Genomic DNA, 16418 nt, shown 5'->3' on the forward strand with positions numbered 1-16418 from the left:
ATAACTGCATTCCGGGGGTGTCGGAATTGACCTTTTTATGTTTCCACTTCATTACGAAATGGACATGTGAAAAGCAATTCAAAGAAATGGGGAAGATCATGGGTAAACTGGCATTTCTGGGGCTGGGTGTGATGGGGTATCCGATGGCGGGACACCTGGCTTCTAAGGGGTATGAGCTGTGTGTATACAACAGAACAACCACAAAAGCGCAGGCCTGGGCGGATGAACACGGTGGCAATTTTGCGCCGACTCCGCGCGAAGCTGTGGCGGGTGCTGAAATGGTTTTCTGTTGCGTTGGCAATGATGATGACCTGCGCGCTGTTTGTCTGGGCGATGACGGTGCTTTTGCTGGTATGGCAGAGGGCAGCCTGTTCATCGATCACACCACAGTGTCTGAGGTTGTGACAAAAGAGTTGCACGCAATTGCGGTACAAAGCGGCATTGGGTTTATTGATGCGCCTGTGTCTGGTGGTCAGGCCGGAGCGGAAAACGGTGTGTTGTCCGTGATGTGTGGCGGTGCGCAGGCCGATTACGACCGTGCGGAACACGCAATTGACGCGTTTTCCAGCATCTGTCGCCGTATTGGCGAAAGTGGTGACGGGCAGAAAGCCAAAATGTGCAATCAAATCGCTATTGCAGGTTTGGTGCAGGGCCTATCCGAAGCGCTGCATTTTGCAGATAAAGCCGGGCTGGATGGGCGAGCAATTGTTGAAGTGATTAGCAAAGGCGCCGCTGGCAGTTGGCAGATGGTAAACCGTCATGAAACCATGTTGGACGATCATTTTGATCATGGGTTTGCTGTCGACTGGATGCGCAAGGATCTGGGGATCTGTCTGGATGCGGCGGATGAAAACGGTGCAAGCCTGCCGGTGACCGCGTTGGTAGACCAGTTCTATAAAGATGTGCAGAAAATGGGTGGGGGCCGCTGGGACACTTCAAGCCTGTTTAAGCGCTTGCAAAAGCTGTAAAATAAAAAAGCCGCCTGAAACAAGGCGGCTTTTCATTCAGGACTGTTCCGGATCTATGGAATGATGCGGGTATATTTTGTGCCTTCTAGGGTTGCACCAATGTGCAGACCAGCCTGGCCGAAGATCGCAGCGATAACCGGAGACAGCGCAGTCGTTGTATCGGCGGAAACATCTCCGCCCTGATCGGATACGGCATATTCCAAATCAGCCCCCGCAGCCCAGCCATGGCTATTGCGGAAATCATAAAGCGCCTCATTGGTCATGAAGAACAGGACATGGGCGAATTGTTTCGCGCCGATCTGCAGACCAAAGCTGCCGGATGCCGCGGAATAGTAATCCACAGTGCCGCCATCAATCTGCAACGCCCCGCGGCCAAAAGACCCGCCAATGCCAAACCCGGCTTCGGTGATCAGGGGCATGACCAGCATGCCAACAGATTTCCGGGCAAGATCGCGGGTTCCGGGAAATTGGGAATACATATGTTGTACAGTCTGGGATACACGGGCATCAATGCGACTGGATCCGTTTGAACCAACGCCATTGCCACAGGCCGCCGTTGTTGCCAGTGCGCCGGTTCCAAGAATAAATCCACGCCGGGAAGTCAGTGTTTTAAGAGTGCTCATTTTGTTCCGCCTCTGAATTGCTGTGGGTGTTTTCACCCTTAAAACGCAGGCTAAATGAAAAAAACTGACCTGTCACGGTGATTTGCGTTTTTGGAGCTGAAATGGCGGATCCCTGCATAAAAAAAGCCCCGCGACCAGTTCTGGAGGCGGGGCTTTGGTCGATGTGTCAGAAATCAGTCGCGGTAGCTTTTGATTTCACCACTGTCCAGTTTTGCCTGATATTTCTGCATTTCTTTCTTCACGATAGGTGCGAGGAAATACAGACCCAAGATGTTTGGCACACAGATCAAGAAGACCAGCGCATCAGAGATATCGAGGATCGGACCAAGCTGAACCATGCAGCCCAAAGCGACGAATACACAGAAGATGACTTTGTAAACCATCTGGCTGCTTGCGCCTTCGCCAAACAGGTATGTCCAGCCCTTCAGGCCGTAGTAGGACCAAGAGATCATGGTTGAAAAAGCGAACAGCAGGGCTGCGATCGCAAGCGGCGTTGGGAACCATGAGAACTGGCGTTCAAACGCTGCAGATGTCATTGCAACACCGGTTGCGTCGCCCGCAAAGTTTGGATCCATCACTTGGCTTGTACCAATCACCAAAGCAGTGATCGTACAGATCACGATGGTATCGATGAAGGGTTCCAGCAGGGAAACATAACCTTCGGTCACGGGTTCAGATGTTTTCACAGCAGAGTGGGCGATAGAAGCGGAACCGATGCCGGCCTCGTTTGAGAAAACAGCACGTTGGAAACCAATGATCAAAGCACCAAGCGCACCCCCGGCGACGCCTTCACCTGTGAAGGCACCCGTGAAGATGTTTGAAATCGCCTGTGGCAGGGCTGTGAAGTTCATCAGGATCACAATGATTGCAAAGGCACAGTAAAAGACTGCCATGAACGGCACGACTTTTTCTGTAACGCGTGCGATGGATTTGATGCCGCCGATGATCACAGCGAAAACAACCGCAGCCAGGATCAGACCTACAAGCCAGCCCATGCCATCAAGTGCGCCGTTCGCAACAGTATTCAGCTGAACATATGCTTGGTTTGATTGGAACATATTGCCAATGCCAAGCGCGCCGATACAGATACCAACCGCATAGAAGATGCCCATGAAACGGCCAAAACCAGCCATGCCAAGTTCAGAAAAGCCCTTATCAAGGTAGTACATTGGACCACCGGATACGGAACCATCTTCGTTCTCAAGGCGGTATTTCACACCCAAAGTACATTCAACGAACTTCGTTGACATGCCCAGAAGACCTGCAACGATCAGCCAAAAGGTTGCACCAGCACCACCAACGGTCACCGCAACCGCAACACCGCCGATGTTACCAATGCCTACGGTGCCAGAAACGGCCGTCGCTAGTGCCTGAAAGTGGCTGACTTCGCCGGATGAATTCGGATCGGCATAATCGCCACGTACAAGTTTGATCGCATGACCAAAGCCGCGCAGATTGATAAAGCCCATGTAGACGGTGAAAAACACCGCACCGATCACAAGCCAAAGCACAACGATCGGCAGCTCTGCACCGAACAGAGGGATTTTGACAAACACCACGGACCCGATAAAGGAGGCCAGCGGTTTTGTGATTTCGTTAATGGTTTCGTCAATTCCGGCGCTGACAGGGAGTGTAAATAGTATAAGTGCCACAAGGGACAGCAGAACGCGTTTCATATTATGTCCTTTCTACCTTGCCTTACGGCACAACAACGACGGGAACGGGTGAGGTCTGGATCAGATTGCCTGCAACTGAGCCAAAGATCAGCGACTTGATCCCACTTTCGCCCCGACGCCCGATCACGATCTGTGCAACATCATGTTCTTTTGCCAGACGGATCAGCGTTTCTGCGGGTGGGCCGTGCTGAACGATGGTTTCAACTTCGACGCCAGCCTCACGCAAGCGATCTGCACCCGGGTTCACAACCAGAGATGTGGCTTTTTCAATTTCCAGCTCGCGGCGTTTATGACGTTCGGCGTTCTCTTCTGGCGTATTAAATGAATAGGCTGACCATTCGATCACATAAGCCAGCAGGATCTTAGATCCGCCAAGCTTTGCCCGGGCAATGGCATGGGCGGTTGCGCGGTGACTTCCGTCACTCCCGTCCACGGCCAGTAAAACTGTATTTGACATTATTTTCCCTCGTTATGTTGATACGACATGTTCGCCTGACGATCTCTGCCGTCACTGTGTGCGAAAATGTCTCAGATGGGTTCAGCCTGATTGACCAAAGGGAAGGGCGGTATAACCAGTTTGACGCAAAATCCAAAAAAAATGGACCGATCCTGTCGGATACGGTCCTTTTTCATGGCGTTTTTGTGTCTTTAGGGGAAATCAGCCCTGAAGCAGCTTTGCGACCTCGGGTGCGAAATAGGTCAGCACACCATCACATCCGGCCCGTTTAAAGCCCATCAGGCTTTCCATCATCACCTTTTCACCATCGACCCAGCCGTTTTGTGCGGCGGCTTTGATCATCGCGTATTCACCGGACACCTGGTAGGCAAATACAGGCACGCCAAATTCGGATTTCGCCCGGTGGCAGATATCCAGATAAGGCATGCCGGGTTTGACCATGATCATATCCGCCCCTTCAGACAGGTCCCGCGCAACAAGGCGCATGGCCTCGTCCGAATTGGCTGGATCCATTTGATAGGTTTTCTTATCCCCCTTCAGCGCACCAGAGGCACCAACAGCATCCCGGAAGGGCCCGTAAAATGCAGATGCATATTTTGCAGTATAGCTAAGAATCGACACATTCTGATGCCCTTCAGTTTCCAGCGCATTGCGCATCGCACCAATACGACCATCCATCATATCAGACGGGCCAAGGATATCGGCACCGGCTTCGGCTTGGGCGATTGCCATTTTTACAAGGGCTTCAACTGTTTGATCATTCACAATTTTTCCATCAACAACATAACCGTCATGACCGTTGATGTTATAAGGGTCCAGCGCGATATCCGTCATGATCATCATCTCAGGCACCGCGTCTTTGATCGCGCGAATAGCTTGGTTTGACAGGTTGTCCGGATTCCAAGCTTCGGCACAATCTTCGGTTTTTAAGGAAGGATCCGTGTAAGGGAAAATGCAAATCGCCGGTATCCCCAGGTTAAACGCATCTTTTGCAGCCTGAACCAGCAAATCGATCGATAGGCGTTCGACACCCGGCATCGAAACAATTGCATCACGTTGATTTTTTCCCGCAGTCACAAAGACAGGCCAGATGAGATCATCCGGCGTTAATGTGTTCTCACGTACCATGCGGCGCAATGCATCTGAACTGCGCAATCTACGCGGACGTGACAGCGGAAAGGATGGGGTGATTTTGGTGGAAGACATCGTGAACCTCATTTCAATCATGATAGGGTTCGCATGGATTGCACCCGGGCTCAAGCTGGCATATGTCAGATAGGGCAACTTCCATGTTTGCAAACGAACATGTTTCACCAGGTAAGGGGTCCTTGTGGATATTTATCAAAGCGTCTTTGAACTGATCGATATGCGATCTTTTTCTAATCTTTGGTATTGGATCGTCCTTGCGGTGATGTGGTCGTCCGCCAGCCATTGGGTGTTGGGCGTGCCCTATGATATCGTTCAACGCGCCCGCAATCAGATCAGCCGCGGCATGGAAGATGCCGATCAGACCACCAAAGATCTAGAAGCCCTGATCCGTATCAACACGAACCGGTTGAACACTGTGTCTGAAATCGGTGGGTTTGTGATGTTGATTGTGTTGTTTTTCATGCTGAGCAGCCTGTTTACACTGGGATTTATATTCTGGCTGGAATTTTCACAGGCGTTGTTTTTATTGCTGTTTCCACTTTCCGCCGTGATGTTTCTATCTGTTCGCGCGGCTTTGGCGGTTAGGCGTAATCAGATCCGCGGCGTTGACTTGATCAACATGTTGGCGCGGTTGCGACTGAACATTCAGCTGATCGGTATGTTTTCCATTCTGGTAACTTCAATGTGGGGCATGTATCAGAATATTTCCGCAACGGTTCTTGGTGTCTGAACCGTATTCCACTGACAGGGGCTGTAATGATGGCAGGTGAAAAGATCACATGTGGCGGCACGCCGGAAGGCAGCGATGCACTGCTGATTGCGCGGGAAGCTGAGAAAAAACAATGCGCCGTGATCCATATCGCGCGCGATGACAAGCGATTGGCGCAGATGCGGGCCGCGCTTGCTTTTTTTGCACCACAGTTAACGGTTTTGGATTTTCCGGCCTGGGATTGCCTGGCTTATGACCGTATTTCACCAAATGCAGCGATTTCCGCTGCGCGTATGGCAACACTTGCGGGGCTGTCGCAAGGTGTCAAAGCGCCGTTTGTTCTTTTGACCACATTAAAGGCTGCCACACAGAAGATCCCTGCGCGCGAAGTGTTGGAAAGCGCAAGTTTCACCGCGCGTGTTGGTGAACGCGTAAACGAAACGGCACTGCGGGATTTTCTTGTGCGCATGGGGTTTTCGCAAACTTCGACTGTGATGGAACCCGGCGATTACGCCTTGCGCGGCGGGATTGTGGATATCTTTCCCCCCACAGGCGGGGACGGCGGGCAACCTGTGCGTTTGGATTTCTTTGGTGATATTCTGGATGGGGCCCGTCACTTTGATCCCGCGACACAACGCACCACACAACAGCTTGATAAAATTGAACTTGCACCTGTGTCTGAGGTCATCTTGGATGAGGCCGCTATCACACGGTTCCGGCAGAATTACCGTATCGAATTCGGCGCTGCTGGTACGGATGACCCACTGTATGAACATGTAAGCGCAGGCATGAAATATGCCGGTGTCGAACATTGGTTGCCATTTTTCCATGATCGGCTGGAAACCCTGTTTGACTACCTTCCTGATGCCACAATTGCGCTGGATGATCAGGTAAATGCGATGATCCGGTCCCGTTGGGATATGATCGTAGATCAATATGAAACCCGCCAGATTGCCATGAAAGACCGCAATCGCATTGATACAATTTACAAGCCGGTTCCGCCTGCAAAAATGTATCTGGATGCGGATGCATTTGACGTTTCTGTACAAGACAGTCGCGTGCTTCAGTTGTCACCTTTGCAGCAGGCACCAGGACCTGGGTTAATTGATGCAGGCGGTCGCATTGGTCGAAACTTCGCACCTGAACGACAGGTCGAAAACGTAAGCCTTTTCAGCGCTCTGAAAGATCATGTTCAGGTAAAACGTTTAACCGGACAGGTTGTGATTGCCTCATGGTCTGAAGGTGCACGGGAACGTCTTGGTGGTTTGATGGCCGATGAAGGGCTGACTGGGATCACTGAGATTAAGGATTTCCGCGACATACCTGAGGGCGAAGGTGGCGTGTTTCTTGCGATTTGGCCCTTGGAAGCAGGGTTTGAAAGCCCGGGACTGACCGTGATTTCGGAACAGGATGTTCTGGGGGATCGTCTGATACGGGCACCAAAGCGCAAACGGCGTGCTGAAAACTTTCTAACTGAGGCGCAAAGCCTGTCGCCTGGTGATCTTGTCGTGCATGTCGATCACGGGGTCGGGCGTTACAACGGGCTTGAAACTGTCACCGCCATGAGCGCGCCGCATGATTGTATCGCATTGGAATATGCCGGTGGCGATCGCCTGTTCCTTCCCGTTGAAAATATTGAACTTCTGTCAAAGTTCGGTGCAGACGAAGGTCTGTTGGATAAACTGGGTGGTGGGGCTTGGCAGGCGAAGAAAGCCAAGCTGAAAGAACGCATTCGTCAGATTGCGGACAAATTAATCCGTATTGCCGCAGAACGGGCTTTGCGGTCTGGGCAGATTATGGAACCACCCCAGGAAATCTGGGAAGCCTTTGCCGCCCGTTTTCCATATCAAGAAACAGATGATCAGCTGGGCGCCATTGAGGATGTGTTGGCGGATCTCGCGTCGGGGCAACCCATGGATCGTCTGGTTTGTGGTGATGTGGGCTTTGGCAAAACCGAGGTCGCCATGCGTGCAGCCTTTGTTGCGGCAATGTCCGGCACACAGGTTGCCGTGATTGCGCCCACAACGCTGCTTGCGCGGCAACATTTCAAAAGCTTTTCTGAACGCTTCCGGGGGTTCCCGATTGAAGTTCATCAACTGTCTAAATTTGCCACAGCAAAAGAGGCCGAAAATACACGCAAAGGCATGGCGGAAGGCACCGTTGATATCGTTATCGGTACCCATGCACTTTTAGCGAAAAACATACGTTTTCAGAACCTTGGCTTGCTTGTCATTGATGAAGAACAGCATTTCGGCGTGACCCATAAGGAACGCCTGAAATCCATGCGATCCGACATTCACGTATTGACCCTAACAGCAACGCCAATCCCACGAACTTTGCAAATGTCTTTGTCGGGTGTGCGTGAACTGTCCGTCATTGGGACACCACCCGTGGATCGCCTGGCAATTCGAACCTATGTCAGTGAATTTGACGGCGTCACCATCCGCGAGGCGTTGTTGCGGGAACATTATCGCGGCGGGCAGAGTTTTTACGTCGTGCCGCGGATTAAGGATCTGAAAGAGATTGAGGATTTCCTGACCGATCACGTGCCGGAAATCAGCTTTGTCACCGCCAGTGGACAGATGGCCGCGGGCGAGCTGGATGACCGGATGAATGCCTTTTATGACGGCAAATATGACGTGCTTTTGGCGACGACAATTGTGGAAAGCGGCCTCGATATTCCAACGGCCAACACAATGATCATACACCGAGCCGACATGTTTGGTCTTGCGCAATTGTACCAGATCCGTGGGCGTGTAGGACGTTCCAAAACAAGGGCTTACGCCTATCTGACGACACGTCCACGCATTCCGCTGACCCAGACGGCGCAGAAACGCCTGCGGGTGATTGGCAGTCTTGATAGCCTTGGCGCGGGCTTTACGCTGGCCAGCCAGGATCTGGATATTCGCGGTGCGGGCAATTTGATTGGCGAAGAACAATCAGGCCAGATGCGTGAAGTCGGCTATGAGTTGTACCAGAGCATGCTGGAAGAAGCCGTTGCCAAGATCAAATCCGGCCAAATGGAAGGTTTGACGGATGATGACGGCCAATGGTCACCTGTGATTAACCTTGGTGTGCCTGTGCTGATCCCGGAAACCTATGTACAGGATCTGGATGTGCGCCTTGGCCTATATCGCCGTCTGTCTGGGTTGACCACAAAAGTTGAATTGGAAGGTTTCGCCGCAGAACTGATTGACCGATTTGGGAAGCTGCCGAAAGAGGTTAATACATTGATGCTGGTCGTGCGCATCAAAGCTATGTGTAAGCGGGCAGGGATCGCAAAGCTGGATGGTGGACCAAAAGGTGCAACCATTCAATTCCATAACGATAAATTCGCGTCCCCCCAGGGCCTTGTTGAATTCATCGCCGCCCAGAACGGGTTGGCCAAGATACGTGACAATAAGATTGTCGTGCGCAGGGATTGGGCGAAAACGGCTGATAAGATCAAAGGAGCATTTGCGATTGCCCGGGATCTGGCGGAAAAGGTAAAAGCAGAGAAAGCCAAAACCGTTAAAAAAGGTTAACGTGTCGCATGCCAGATGCAACCTGAAGGTGTTAGGTCTTTTTGCATTATGAAAAAGACTATTCTTATGGCCTGTGTTGCCTCCGCCTTTATCTCTGGCAACGCGTTGGCCAGCCCCGAAACCCCAAATGAACCGACACAAACCGTGTCTGAACTTAGGACATTTCTTTTGGCGCAAAATTGGGATTGTTCGCGAAAAACATGCGGACAGATTTCAAGCTGTGCAGAAGCTTGTTACAAATTGACCGTCTGTGGCCATCGCCGCCGGGATGGGGACGGCGATGGCATTCCTTGTGAAAGCCTGTGCAGCAGTCGCTGTCGTTAATTTATGTCACTGGCTGACGCGTTCCAGTTTTTTGATCTGTCCCATAATCAGCCAACCCAGACCAGTACAGACAACTGCGCCCACCGCCAGCGGAAGGAAGCTGCCGTTGAACGCCAGGCCGATCGGGGCGGCAATTGCAACCCCGATGACTGTTGAAACTGCACCGATAATTGACGCTGCCATGCCCGCAATATGGCCCATTGGTTCCATCGCCAAGGCGTTCAGGTTGCCCATGGTAAAGCCAAGCATAAAGAACAATGATGTAGACCAAAAGAACCAGGCCGGAAACGCAAGCCATGTGGGCCACAGATCAGCAGCGGTCATGATGATCATGACCAGAGACACACAAAGCTGTACGAGTAGCGCGCCCGCAATCAACGCACGCATGCCGAGACGCACCACAAGTTTAGCGTTTATCAGGCTTGCACTGGCAGAAATCGCAGCAGATGCACCAAACCAGAAGGGGAACTCTGCCTCGCGGTGAAATTGTATGTCGTAGATTTGATGGGTCGATGAAATCAGGGCCATTAACAGGCCAAAGATCAGGGTTTGCACCAGGGTTGAAAGCACGAACATACGGTTGCTGAAAGCTTCCCGGAGGGCATAGACAAAACGGCCGGCCTGCAGCGGAATACGTTGATCACGGGGCAGGGTTTCACCCTGACGCAAATAGACCCAGATCGCTGAAGTTATCGAAAATATCATAAACGCCATAAAGATCCCGCGCCAGGAGCTAAGTGCAATGATCAGTGCGCCAAGGGCCGGCGCAATGGCTGGGACAAGGGAAAAGACGATCATGGCAAATGACATCAGTTTTGCCATCTGACGTCCCGAGTAAAGATCACGCACCATCGCCATGGCAACAACACGTGGCCCGGCCGCGCCAAGCCCCTGAAGCGCACGCCCGGCGAAGAGACCTTCTGCGGATTGACTGTACCATGCCAGAAATGCCCCAAAGATATAGACCGCGACACCGCCCAAAAGAACCGGACGTCGCCCAAATGCATCAGACAACGGGCCGGTGAAAAACGTACCAACGCCCATGCCAAAAACAAAGCTTGTAACCACAAGCTGTGCACGGTTGATATCCCCTGGGGTTAGTTCTTGTGCGATCGAAGGCAGGCCTGGCAGCATGGCATCAATGGAAAAGGCGATTGTCGAAAATAGCATCGCAATCAGGGCCACGAATTCTGCCATGGGCAGGCGCGGAGGCATATCGGGATGTGTCGTATCAGATTGCATCAGAAGAGCTTTCGGGGAGAGGTTTAAAATATAGGTAAATTGCAGTGAACCAGATCATTACTTCGGCAGAGAATGTCCAGTGTAGGATAAAAGACCAGACCCAATTGTCATATTGGGCGGATACTTTCACAAGTTCGTACAGGGTGTGATCAAAGGGCCAAAGCCACATGATACTGCCGGTGAAACTGTCCAAGATCAAATGCAACAGGATCGCTGCGAAGAACAGATAAGCGGCCTGCATTACCGGAAACTTCAAGCGTGGGCGGATAAAAAGATACAGGAACGCCAGGGTGAATACTGCCACAGGCAGCCAGAACCCGGGCACATGCACCCAGTATTTATGGTGATGAAATGCGCGGTTATCGACCAAGTGAAACCAGAACATATCAAAGTCTGGAAGAACGGCCCCCAGGATCGCAAATGGCATCAACAATCGCGGAGTGCGCGTCAGTTTTGCCAATAGGTAACCAGAAGGCAGGTGGGCAGTGATCATGCCTCGTCCGTTTCATCCGGCGTGTCTGCAGGCTGATTTTCCAGCTGCTCCATGATTTCTTCAATCACATTCCCCCACAGCTCTGGCGGTTGCGCACCGGAAAGAACATGTTGATTATCAATGATAAAGCAAGGTACGCCGGTGACGCCACGTTCACGGGCATGGGTGTCACGCTGACGGATATCATCGGCATCCGCATCAGATTTCAGCAGATGACCCACAACCATTTTATCCATGGTGCATTCTTCTGCGATCTCAGACAGGACGTCCTTGTTGCCAATATCACGACCATCGGTGAAATAGGCTTTGAGCAGGGCAGATTTCACAACGGTCTGTTTGCCTTCAATACCCGCCCAATGGATCAGGCGATGGGCATCCAACGTGTTCGGCGTACGTTGAATATCCTCAAAATTGATCTCAAGGCCGATCTTCTTGGCGTGTTCAACAATGGGCGTATAAGCCCTTAAGGCGCCTTCCTTGCCGCCGAATTTGCCCTCTAGATAGGCACGGCGATCCATGCCTTCAGCGGGCATATCAGGATTTAACTGGAACGGATGCCATTCAATTGTGAAGGGGTGGTCTGGGTATTTTTCCAAAGCACGGTCCAGATAGGTTTTGCCGATAAAACACCACGGACAGATTGGATCTGAAATAATATCAAGTTTAATCATTGGCTTGCCTTCCAGTCTTCGCGCAATTTTCGGCGCAGGATTTTGTTGTTTGCGCCGCGAGGTACAGCAGATACGGGTATGAACATACGGGGCATTTTATAATGGGCCAGGTGGTCGGACAGCCAGGGTTTCAACACGTCTTCCCCGGGGTCGTTCTGTGCCACATAAAAGGCCGCGATTACGCTAACATCTGCTTTTACTGGCAATTCCACAACCGCGCATTCCTGCACATCAGGATGTTGCGTCAGCGCAGATTCAACCTCGATTGGAGACACCCGAAAACCACCGGCGTTCATCATATCATCTGCACGCCCCAAATAAGTGATCGCACCGGTGTCATCCATTGATCCACTGTCACCGGTGCGAAACCACCGTCCAGAGAAACGCATGGCTGTGTCATCCGGAGCATTAAGATAGGTTAGCATTAATCCGGGATCGTCACGGCAAACACATATTTCGCCTTCCTGTCCCATTGGCACTGGCTGATTGTCGGGTCCGAGAATAGCGACATGACGCCCAGGTTGTGGACGACCTAGGCTGCCAGCCGGTGCAGGATAACCTGGCGCACCAGATATAAAGGTAGAACATTCAGACATGCCAAAGGCTTCGAAAATCTTGGTATTTGTTGCGTTGTTCCAAGCCTTGCGTGTGCTGTTTGGCAGTTTTTCACCGGCGGAAAGGCCATGTCGCAACTCTGGCAGAGTAAGGTTTTGTTCATCCTTCAACAGTTGACGATAAACACCTGGTGCAGCAGCGAAAATCGTTGCTCTATGTTCGGACATCAGCGCTGGAAGTGCGCTGGCGGATGTGCCTGGTTCGGGAATAAGGGCGGTTGCACCGATGGTCCAGGGATCCATCAGGCCAGTGCCAAGGGTGTAAGTCCAGTTGAACGCACCCGCATGCATCAGGCGATCCTGTTGCGTCAGCCCATACCAGCCTTGCATCATCATCTGACGGGCAAGAATAGCGCGATGGGCATGACAGACCGCGCGTTGAACGCCTGAGGTACCGGATGTGAAAATAATATAGGCCAGACGATGTGGATCGCCCATGTCATAATCCGCAGGAGGTAGGCTGTGCATTGCTTTCAAGTCATCAGCCATCAACACTTTGCACGGGGGGACATCAGGAAGGGGAACGCCTGGGCTTGCGATGATCGTTGACGGATTTACCACGGAACAGAGTTTCGCAACCTCGGGCCCCGTAAGTTGGGCCGCGGTGGGCACAGGGATGAGACCAACAGCAATACAAGCCAGATAACACAGCGGGAATTCTGGTGTATTATCTAGGCGCATCAACACTGTGTCGCCCGGTTTTAATCCATCGGACAGCAAGCCAGTACCAATGCCACGTACGGCGCTTTCAACCTGTGAAAAGCTGAGGCTGTCTTTCGCCCCTGCACGGATCACTTCCAGCGCAGGTTTGTCGCCAAGATCAACGGCATGTTGCAAAACCCAGGCGGCCATATTGAATGAAGTGGGCAGCGCTGGTGGCGTGCCATTTTTAAATTCGGAAAGCATAAAAACTGGCTACGCCTGCAAAGCGCAGGTTGCAAGGGGGCGGCAGAAAAAAGGGCGCCTGTTCAGACGCCCTTTGAACCTAAAACCAGCCTTTTACCGTTCGTGCTCCGGCTGAGACATCATTTCCGATGCCTTCAACTGTACCACATGCGGGCAGGGCAAGCGTAAGTGAAATCAATATAATACGCAGCATTATTCTTCCTCCCACCACCATACATCAGGTTGAAAACCAAGCCAGTCACCATAGATTGGCAGCGCATTCGGATAGCGCAGTTCTTTTACATGGGCAATATAGCTTTGTGGATTGTGCCAGACCGGAATGACATAGCGTCCGGTTGTTAGTGTGCGATCCAGCGCGCGGGTGGCTGCGCGGAAACCGTCCTGAGTTTCTGCGTTAAGAAGCGCGTCGATCATGGCCTCTGTTGCGGGATTGGTGGCCCCCATCCAGTTGCGTGATCCTGCGGTGGATGCCGCTTCGATCCCCCAATATTGTAGTTGCTCATTGCCCGGGGACAGCGACAGACCACGGCGATAATAGGTCATGCCAAAATCGAAATTATCAGTGCGTTCTTTATATTGGGCGCTGTCGACGACGGTGATGGTCGGGGTGATACCAACACGCGCCAGAGATTCTGCATAAATATCGATGGAAGACTGAACTTCGCTGCTGCCCTGACTTAACAGGATTTCAAAGGTGAACGCTTCGCCATTTTCATCTTTCAAAATACCGTCCTGAACGGTCCAGCCTGCGTCTTCGAACAAAGAAATCGCACGGCGAAGATCACGTCTGTTGCGTTCAGATGTGCTGCCCTCAGGCAAGGTGTAACCTTCCAGCGCACCAGGCAGAAGTGTTTCTGCATGGGGCTCAAGCAGGGCCAGAACTTCGCCTTCTGCGGGCCCCTGTGACATCCCCAAAACTGAGTTTGAAAAATAAGACGACACGCGCGGTGCATCTGAACCGACAAGGGTTTCACTGATGAACGGGTAATTAAACAGGGTGATCATGGCCTCACGTACACGCCAGTCGGAAAACTGCGGTTTGCGGGTGTTCATAACGTAACCGACAATGCCCGTGGGGCGTTGATGCGGGATCTCTGACAGCACCATGTCGCCATTTTGCACGGCAGGAAAATCAAACTGTGTGCGCCATTTTTCCGTATTGGTTTCGCGGAAGGTATTGATTTCACCGGCCTTAAACGCTTCGAACATCACGGATGCATCGCTGAAGAATTCCAGTTTGATTTCATCAAGATTATTGGTGCCACGGCGGAAAGGAAGATCATTGCCCCAGTAATCAGGATTGCGGGTCAGGGTCACAGAACGCCCGGCATCAAAATCTGAGATCACATAAGGAGCGGTGGTCAGCGGGATATTATCAAGGCCGCTCTCGGTGAATTCCACATTTTCCCATTGTGCCTTTTGCAGGATCGGACGCATGCCGATGATCAGGGCCAGTTCTGGTTCGGGCTGAGTAAAGGTAAAGCGCACTGTATTGTCAGAAACCGCTTTGGCGCTTGCGACTTTGGTCCAGAGACCGCGGTATCGCCCGTGGCCTTCGGTGCCAAGGGTTTCGTAAGACCAGAGCACATCTTCAACCGTCACAGCGCTGCCGTCAGAAAAACGCGCTTCGGGACGCAGAGTGAATTCAACCCAGCTGCGATCCGGCGCGGTTTCGATGGTTTCAGCCAGAACGCCGTAAAGCGAGAAAGGTTCATCCCAATTCCGGCCCATCAGGCTTTCATATGCAAGAAAGCGCAACTGCCAAGGAACTGTTCCTTTTTGTATATGGGGGTTGAGAGAATCAAAGCCACCAACTTCGCCGGTGATGATACGGCCGCCGTTTGGGGCATCCGGATTGGCATAGGGCAAAGCTGTAAAATCAGCGGGCAGGGCAGGATCACCATACATTGCGATTCCATGTTGCGGTTCTGCCATAGCCATGCTGCCGATCGCTGCCATGCCAAAAGCTGCGGCGATTAGGCGGATATTGCCTGCAAATGCTGGTGTCATGCGGTGTTTTCCCTCTGCCCGTATATATAGTTATCCCCAGGATATACCGGCACCTGTGGGTAATTCAAACTTTTAGCTTGGCCGAAGGCGGCAGATCGCTTATAAAAGACTCACTGCTCGATAGGTTTCTTGCCTGTATGAAACCTGCCTCAATAACTTTACGCCCGCTTCGCGCGGGCGTTTTTTTATGCGCTGATCTGTCCTTATTACAGGCTTTCCCCATCGTCAGTGTTTTGTATAGTAGCCGAAGAAAACGCTTATTTTATGGGGGAAAGATGACACTGACAGGCAAAAGAGCGATTGTAACCGGATCCAATTCAGGAATTGGGCTGGGGGTTGCGGAAGAACTGGCAAAAGCGGGTGCCGATGTGGTTCTGAATTCCTTCACAAATGATGATTCTGATCATGCGCTGGCGGCGATGCTAAGCAAGAAATATGGATCCAATGTCACATATATTCAGGCGGATATGTCTGATGGGGACCAATGTCGGGCATTAGTTGAGCAGGCAGACGGGTGTGATATCTTGGTGAACAACGCAGGTATTCAGTTCGTAAGCCCGGTCGAAGATTTTCCAACCGCACGCTGGGACAGTATCATCGCGATCAATCTAAGTTCTGCCTTTCACACAACGGCGGCTGCATTGCCTGGGATGCGCGAAAAGGGCTGGGGGCGGATTGTAAATATTGCTTCTGCTCACGGTTTGACTGCATCACCTTATAAATCGGCTTATGTGGCTGCGAAACATGGGGTCATTGGTCTGACGAAAACGATTGGCCTGGAAACGGCCGGACAGGGGATCACCTGTAATGCGATCTGTCCTGGATATGTTCTGACGCCGATTGTTGAAAAACAGATCCCGGATCAGATGGAAGTGCATGGTATGAGCCGCGAAGAGGTGATTTCTAAGGTTATGCTGCAGCGTCAGCCATCTGGCGAATTTGCCACCACAGAACAAATGGGCGGTACTGCTGTGTTCCTGTGTTCTGATGCCGCCGCGCAAATCACCGGAACATCGATCTCTGTCGATGGCGGCTGGACAGCACTTTAATCA

General features: G+C 51.9%; 15 protein-coding genes. 5 read left to right on the forward strand and 10 right to left on the reverse strand.

The genetic code is table 11. From position 1 onward, the window contains the following. The first annotated feature begins 98 nt into the window (after positions 1-98). Positions 99-968: an NAD(P)-dependent oxidoreductase gene (locus ACPGUT_RS02590; RefSeq protein ID WP_423988681.1), complete on the forward strand. Its 870-nt coding sequence runs from the start codon at positions 99-101 to the stop codon at positions 966-968. Between the two features lie 53 nt (positions 969-1021). Here the strand turns inward: ACPGUT_RS02590 and ACPGUT_RS02595 are convergent, their stop codons facing one another. From ACPGUT_RS02595 to hemB, 4 genes are all read right to left on the reverse strand, one after another. Then, positions 1022-1591 (reverse strand): YSC84-related protein, encoded by a 570-nt coding sequence (locus ACPGUT_RS02595; protein ID WP_423988682.1) that lies wholly within the window; start codon positions 1589-1591, stop codon positions 1022-1024. A 173-nt stretch (positions 1592-1764) separates the two neighbouring features. Then, entirely contained in the window at positions 1765-3267 is a 1503-nt protein-coding gene (locus ACPGUT_RS02600; RefSeq protein ID WP_423988683.1) for an alanine/glycine:cation symporter family protein, read from the reverse strand. A gap of 22 nt (positions 3268-3289) precedes the next feature. After that, positions 3290-3724, reverse strand: a complete 435-nt coding sequence (locus ACPGUT_RS02605; RefSeq protein WP_423988684.1) for a universal stress protein — start codon at positions 3722-3724, stop codon at positions 3290-3292. Positions 3725-3925: 201 nt separating this feature from the next. Beyond that, positions 3926-4930: a porphobilinogen synthase gene (gene hemB, locus ACPGUT_RS02610; protein WP_423988685.1), complete on the reverse strand. Its 1005-nt coding sequence runs from the start codon at positions 4928-4930 to the stop codon at positions 3926-3928. A gap of 124 nt (positions 4931-5054) precedes the next feature. Between hemB and ACPGUT_RS02615 the strand changes: the two genes are divergently transcribed. The 3 genes from ACPGUT_RS02615 to ACPGUT_RS02625 all read left to right on the forward strand — a co-directional run bounded on the left by ACPGUT_RS02615 (position 5055) and on the right by ACPGUT_RS02625 (position 9430). After that, complete coding sequence (locus ACPGUT_RS02615) at positions 5055-5603, forward strand: component of SufBCD complex (protein WP_423988686.1); 549 nt, start codon at positions 5055-5057, stop codon at positions 5601-5603. A gap of 29 nt (positions 5604-5632) precedes the next feature. Beyond that, positions 5633-9106, forward strand: a complete 3474-nt coding sequence (gene mfd, locus ACPGUT_RS02620) for a transcription-repair coupling factor (RefSeq protein WP_423988736.1) — start codon at positions 5633-5635, stop codon at positions 9104-9106. 66 nt (positions 9107-9172) lie between these two features. Continuing rightward, complete coding sequence (locus ACPGUT_RS02625) at positions 9173-9430, forward strand: excalibur calcium-binding domain-containing protein (protein WP_423988737.1); 258 nt, start codon at positions 9173-9175, stop codon at positions 9428-9430. A 6-nt stretch (positions 9431-9436) separates the two neighbouring features. On the opposite strand, the gene ACPGUT_RS02630 is transcribed toward ACPGUT_RS02625, so the two are convergent. The 6 genes from ACPGUT_RS02630 to ACPGUT_RS02655 form a co-directional block, all read right to left on the reverse strand. Continuing rightward, entirely contained in the window at positions 9437-10672 is a 1236-nt protein-coding gene (locus ACPGUT_RS02630) for a multidrug effflux MFS transporter (protein ID WP_423988687.1), read from the reverse strand. Further along, positions 10662-11165 carry a metal-dependent hydrolase gene (locus tag ACPGUT_RS02635; protein WP_423988688.1) on the reverse strand — a complete coding sequence of 168 codons (504 nt, stop codon included), beginning with the start codon at positions 11163-11165 and terminating at the stop codon, positions 10662-10664. The genes ACPGUT_RS02630 and ACPGUT_RS02635 overlap by 11 nt, the downstream gene beginning before the upstream one ends. After that, positions 11162-11836, reverse strand: a complete 675-nt coding sequence (locus ACPGUT_RS02640) for a DsbA family oxidoreductase (RefSeq protein WP_423988689.1) — start codon at positions 11834-11836, stop codon at positions 11162-11164. Before ACPGUT_RS02640 ends, ACPGUT_RS02635 begins: the two co-directional genes overlap by 4 nt. Then, positions 11833-13356 (reverse strand): class I adenylate-forming enzyme family protein, encoded by a 1524-nt coding sequence (locus tag ACPGUT_RS02645; protein ID WP_423988690.1) that lies wholly within the window; start codon positions 13354-13356, stop codon positions 11833-11835. Before ACPGUT_RS02645 ends, ACPGUT_RS02640 begins: the two co-directional genes overlap by 4 nt. A 79-nt stretch (positions 13357-13435) precedes the next feature. Continuing rightward, positions 13436-13549, reverse strand: coding sequence for an entericidin EcnA/B family protein (locus tag ACPGUT_RS02650; protein ID WP_423988691.1), 114 nt, complete (start codon positions 13547-13549; stop codon positions 13436-13438). Beyond that, positions 13549-15366: an extracellular solute-binding protein gene (locus ACPGUT_RS02655; protein ID WP_423988692.1), complete on the reverse strand. Its 1818-nt coding sequence runs from the start codon at positions 15364-15366 to the stop codon at positions 13549-13551. The genes ACPGUT_RS02650 and ACPGUT_RS02655 overlap by 1 nt, the downstream gene beginning before the upstream one ends. Before the next feature lie 275 nt (positions 15367-15641). Here ACPGUT_RS02655 and ACPGUT_RS02660 point away from each other — a divergent pair, with 275 nt between their 5' ends. Then, entirely contained in the window at positions 15642-16415 is a 774-nt protein-coding gene (locus ACPGUT_RS02660) for a 3-hydroxybutyrate dehydrogenase (protein WP_423988693.1), read from the forward strand. Positions 16416-16418: the final 3 nt, after the last annotated feature.

Origin of the sequence: Halocynthiibacter sp., from assembly GCF_049608145.1 — a bacterium.
Lineage (GTDB): Bacteria > Pseudomonadota > Alphaproteobacteria > Rhodobacterales > Rhodobacteraceae > Halocynthiibacter.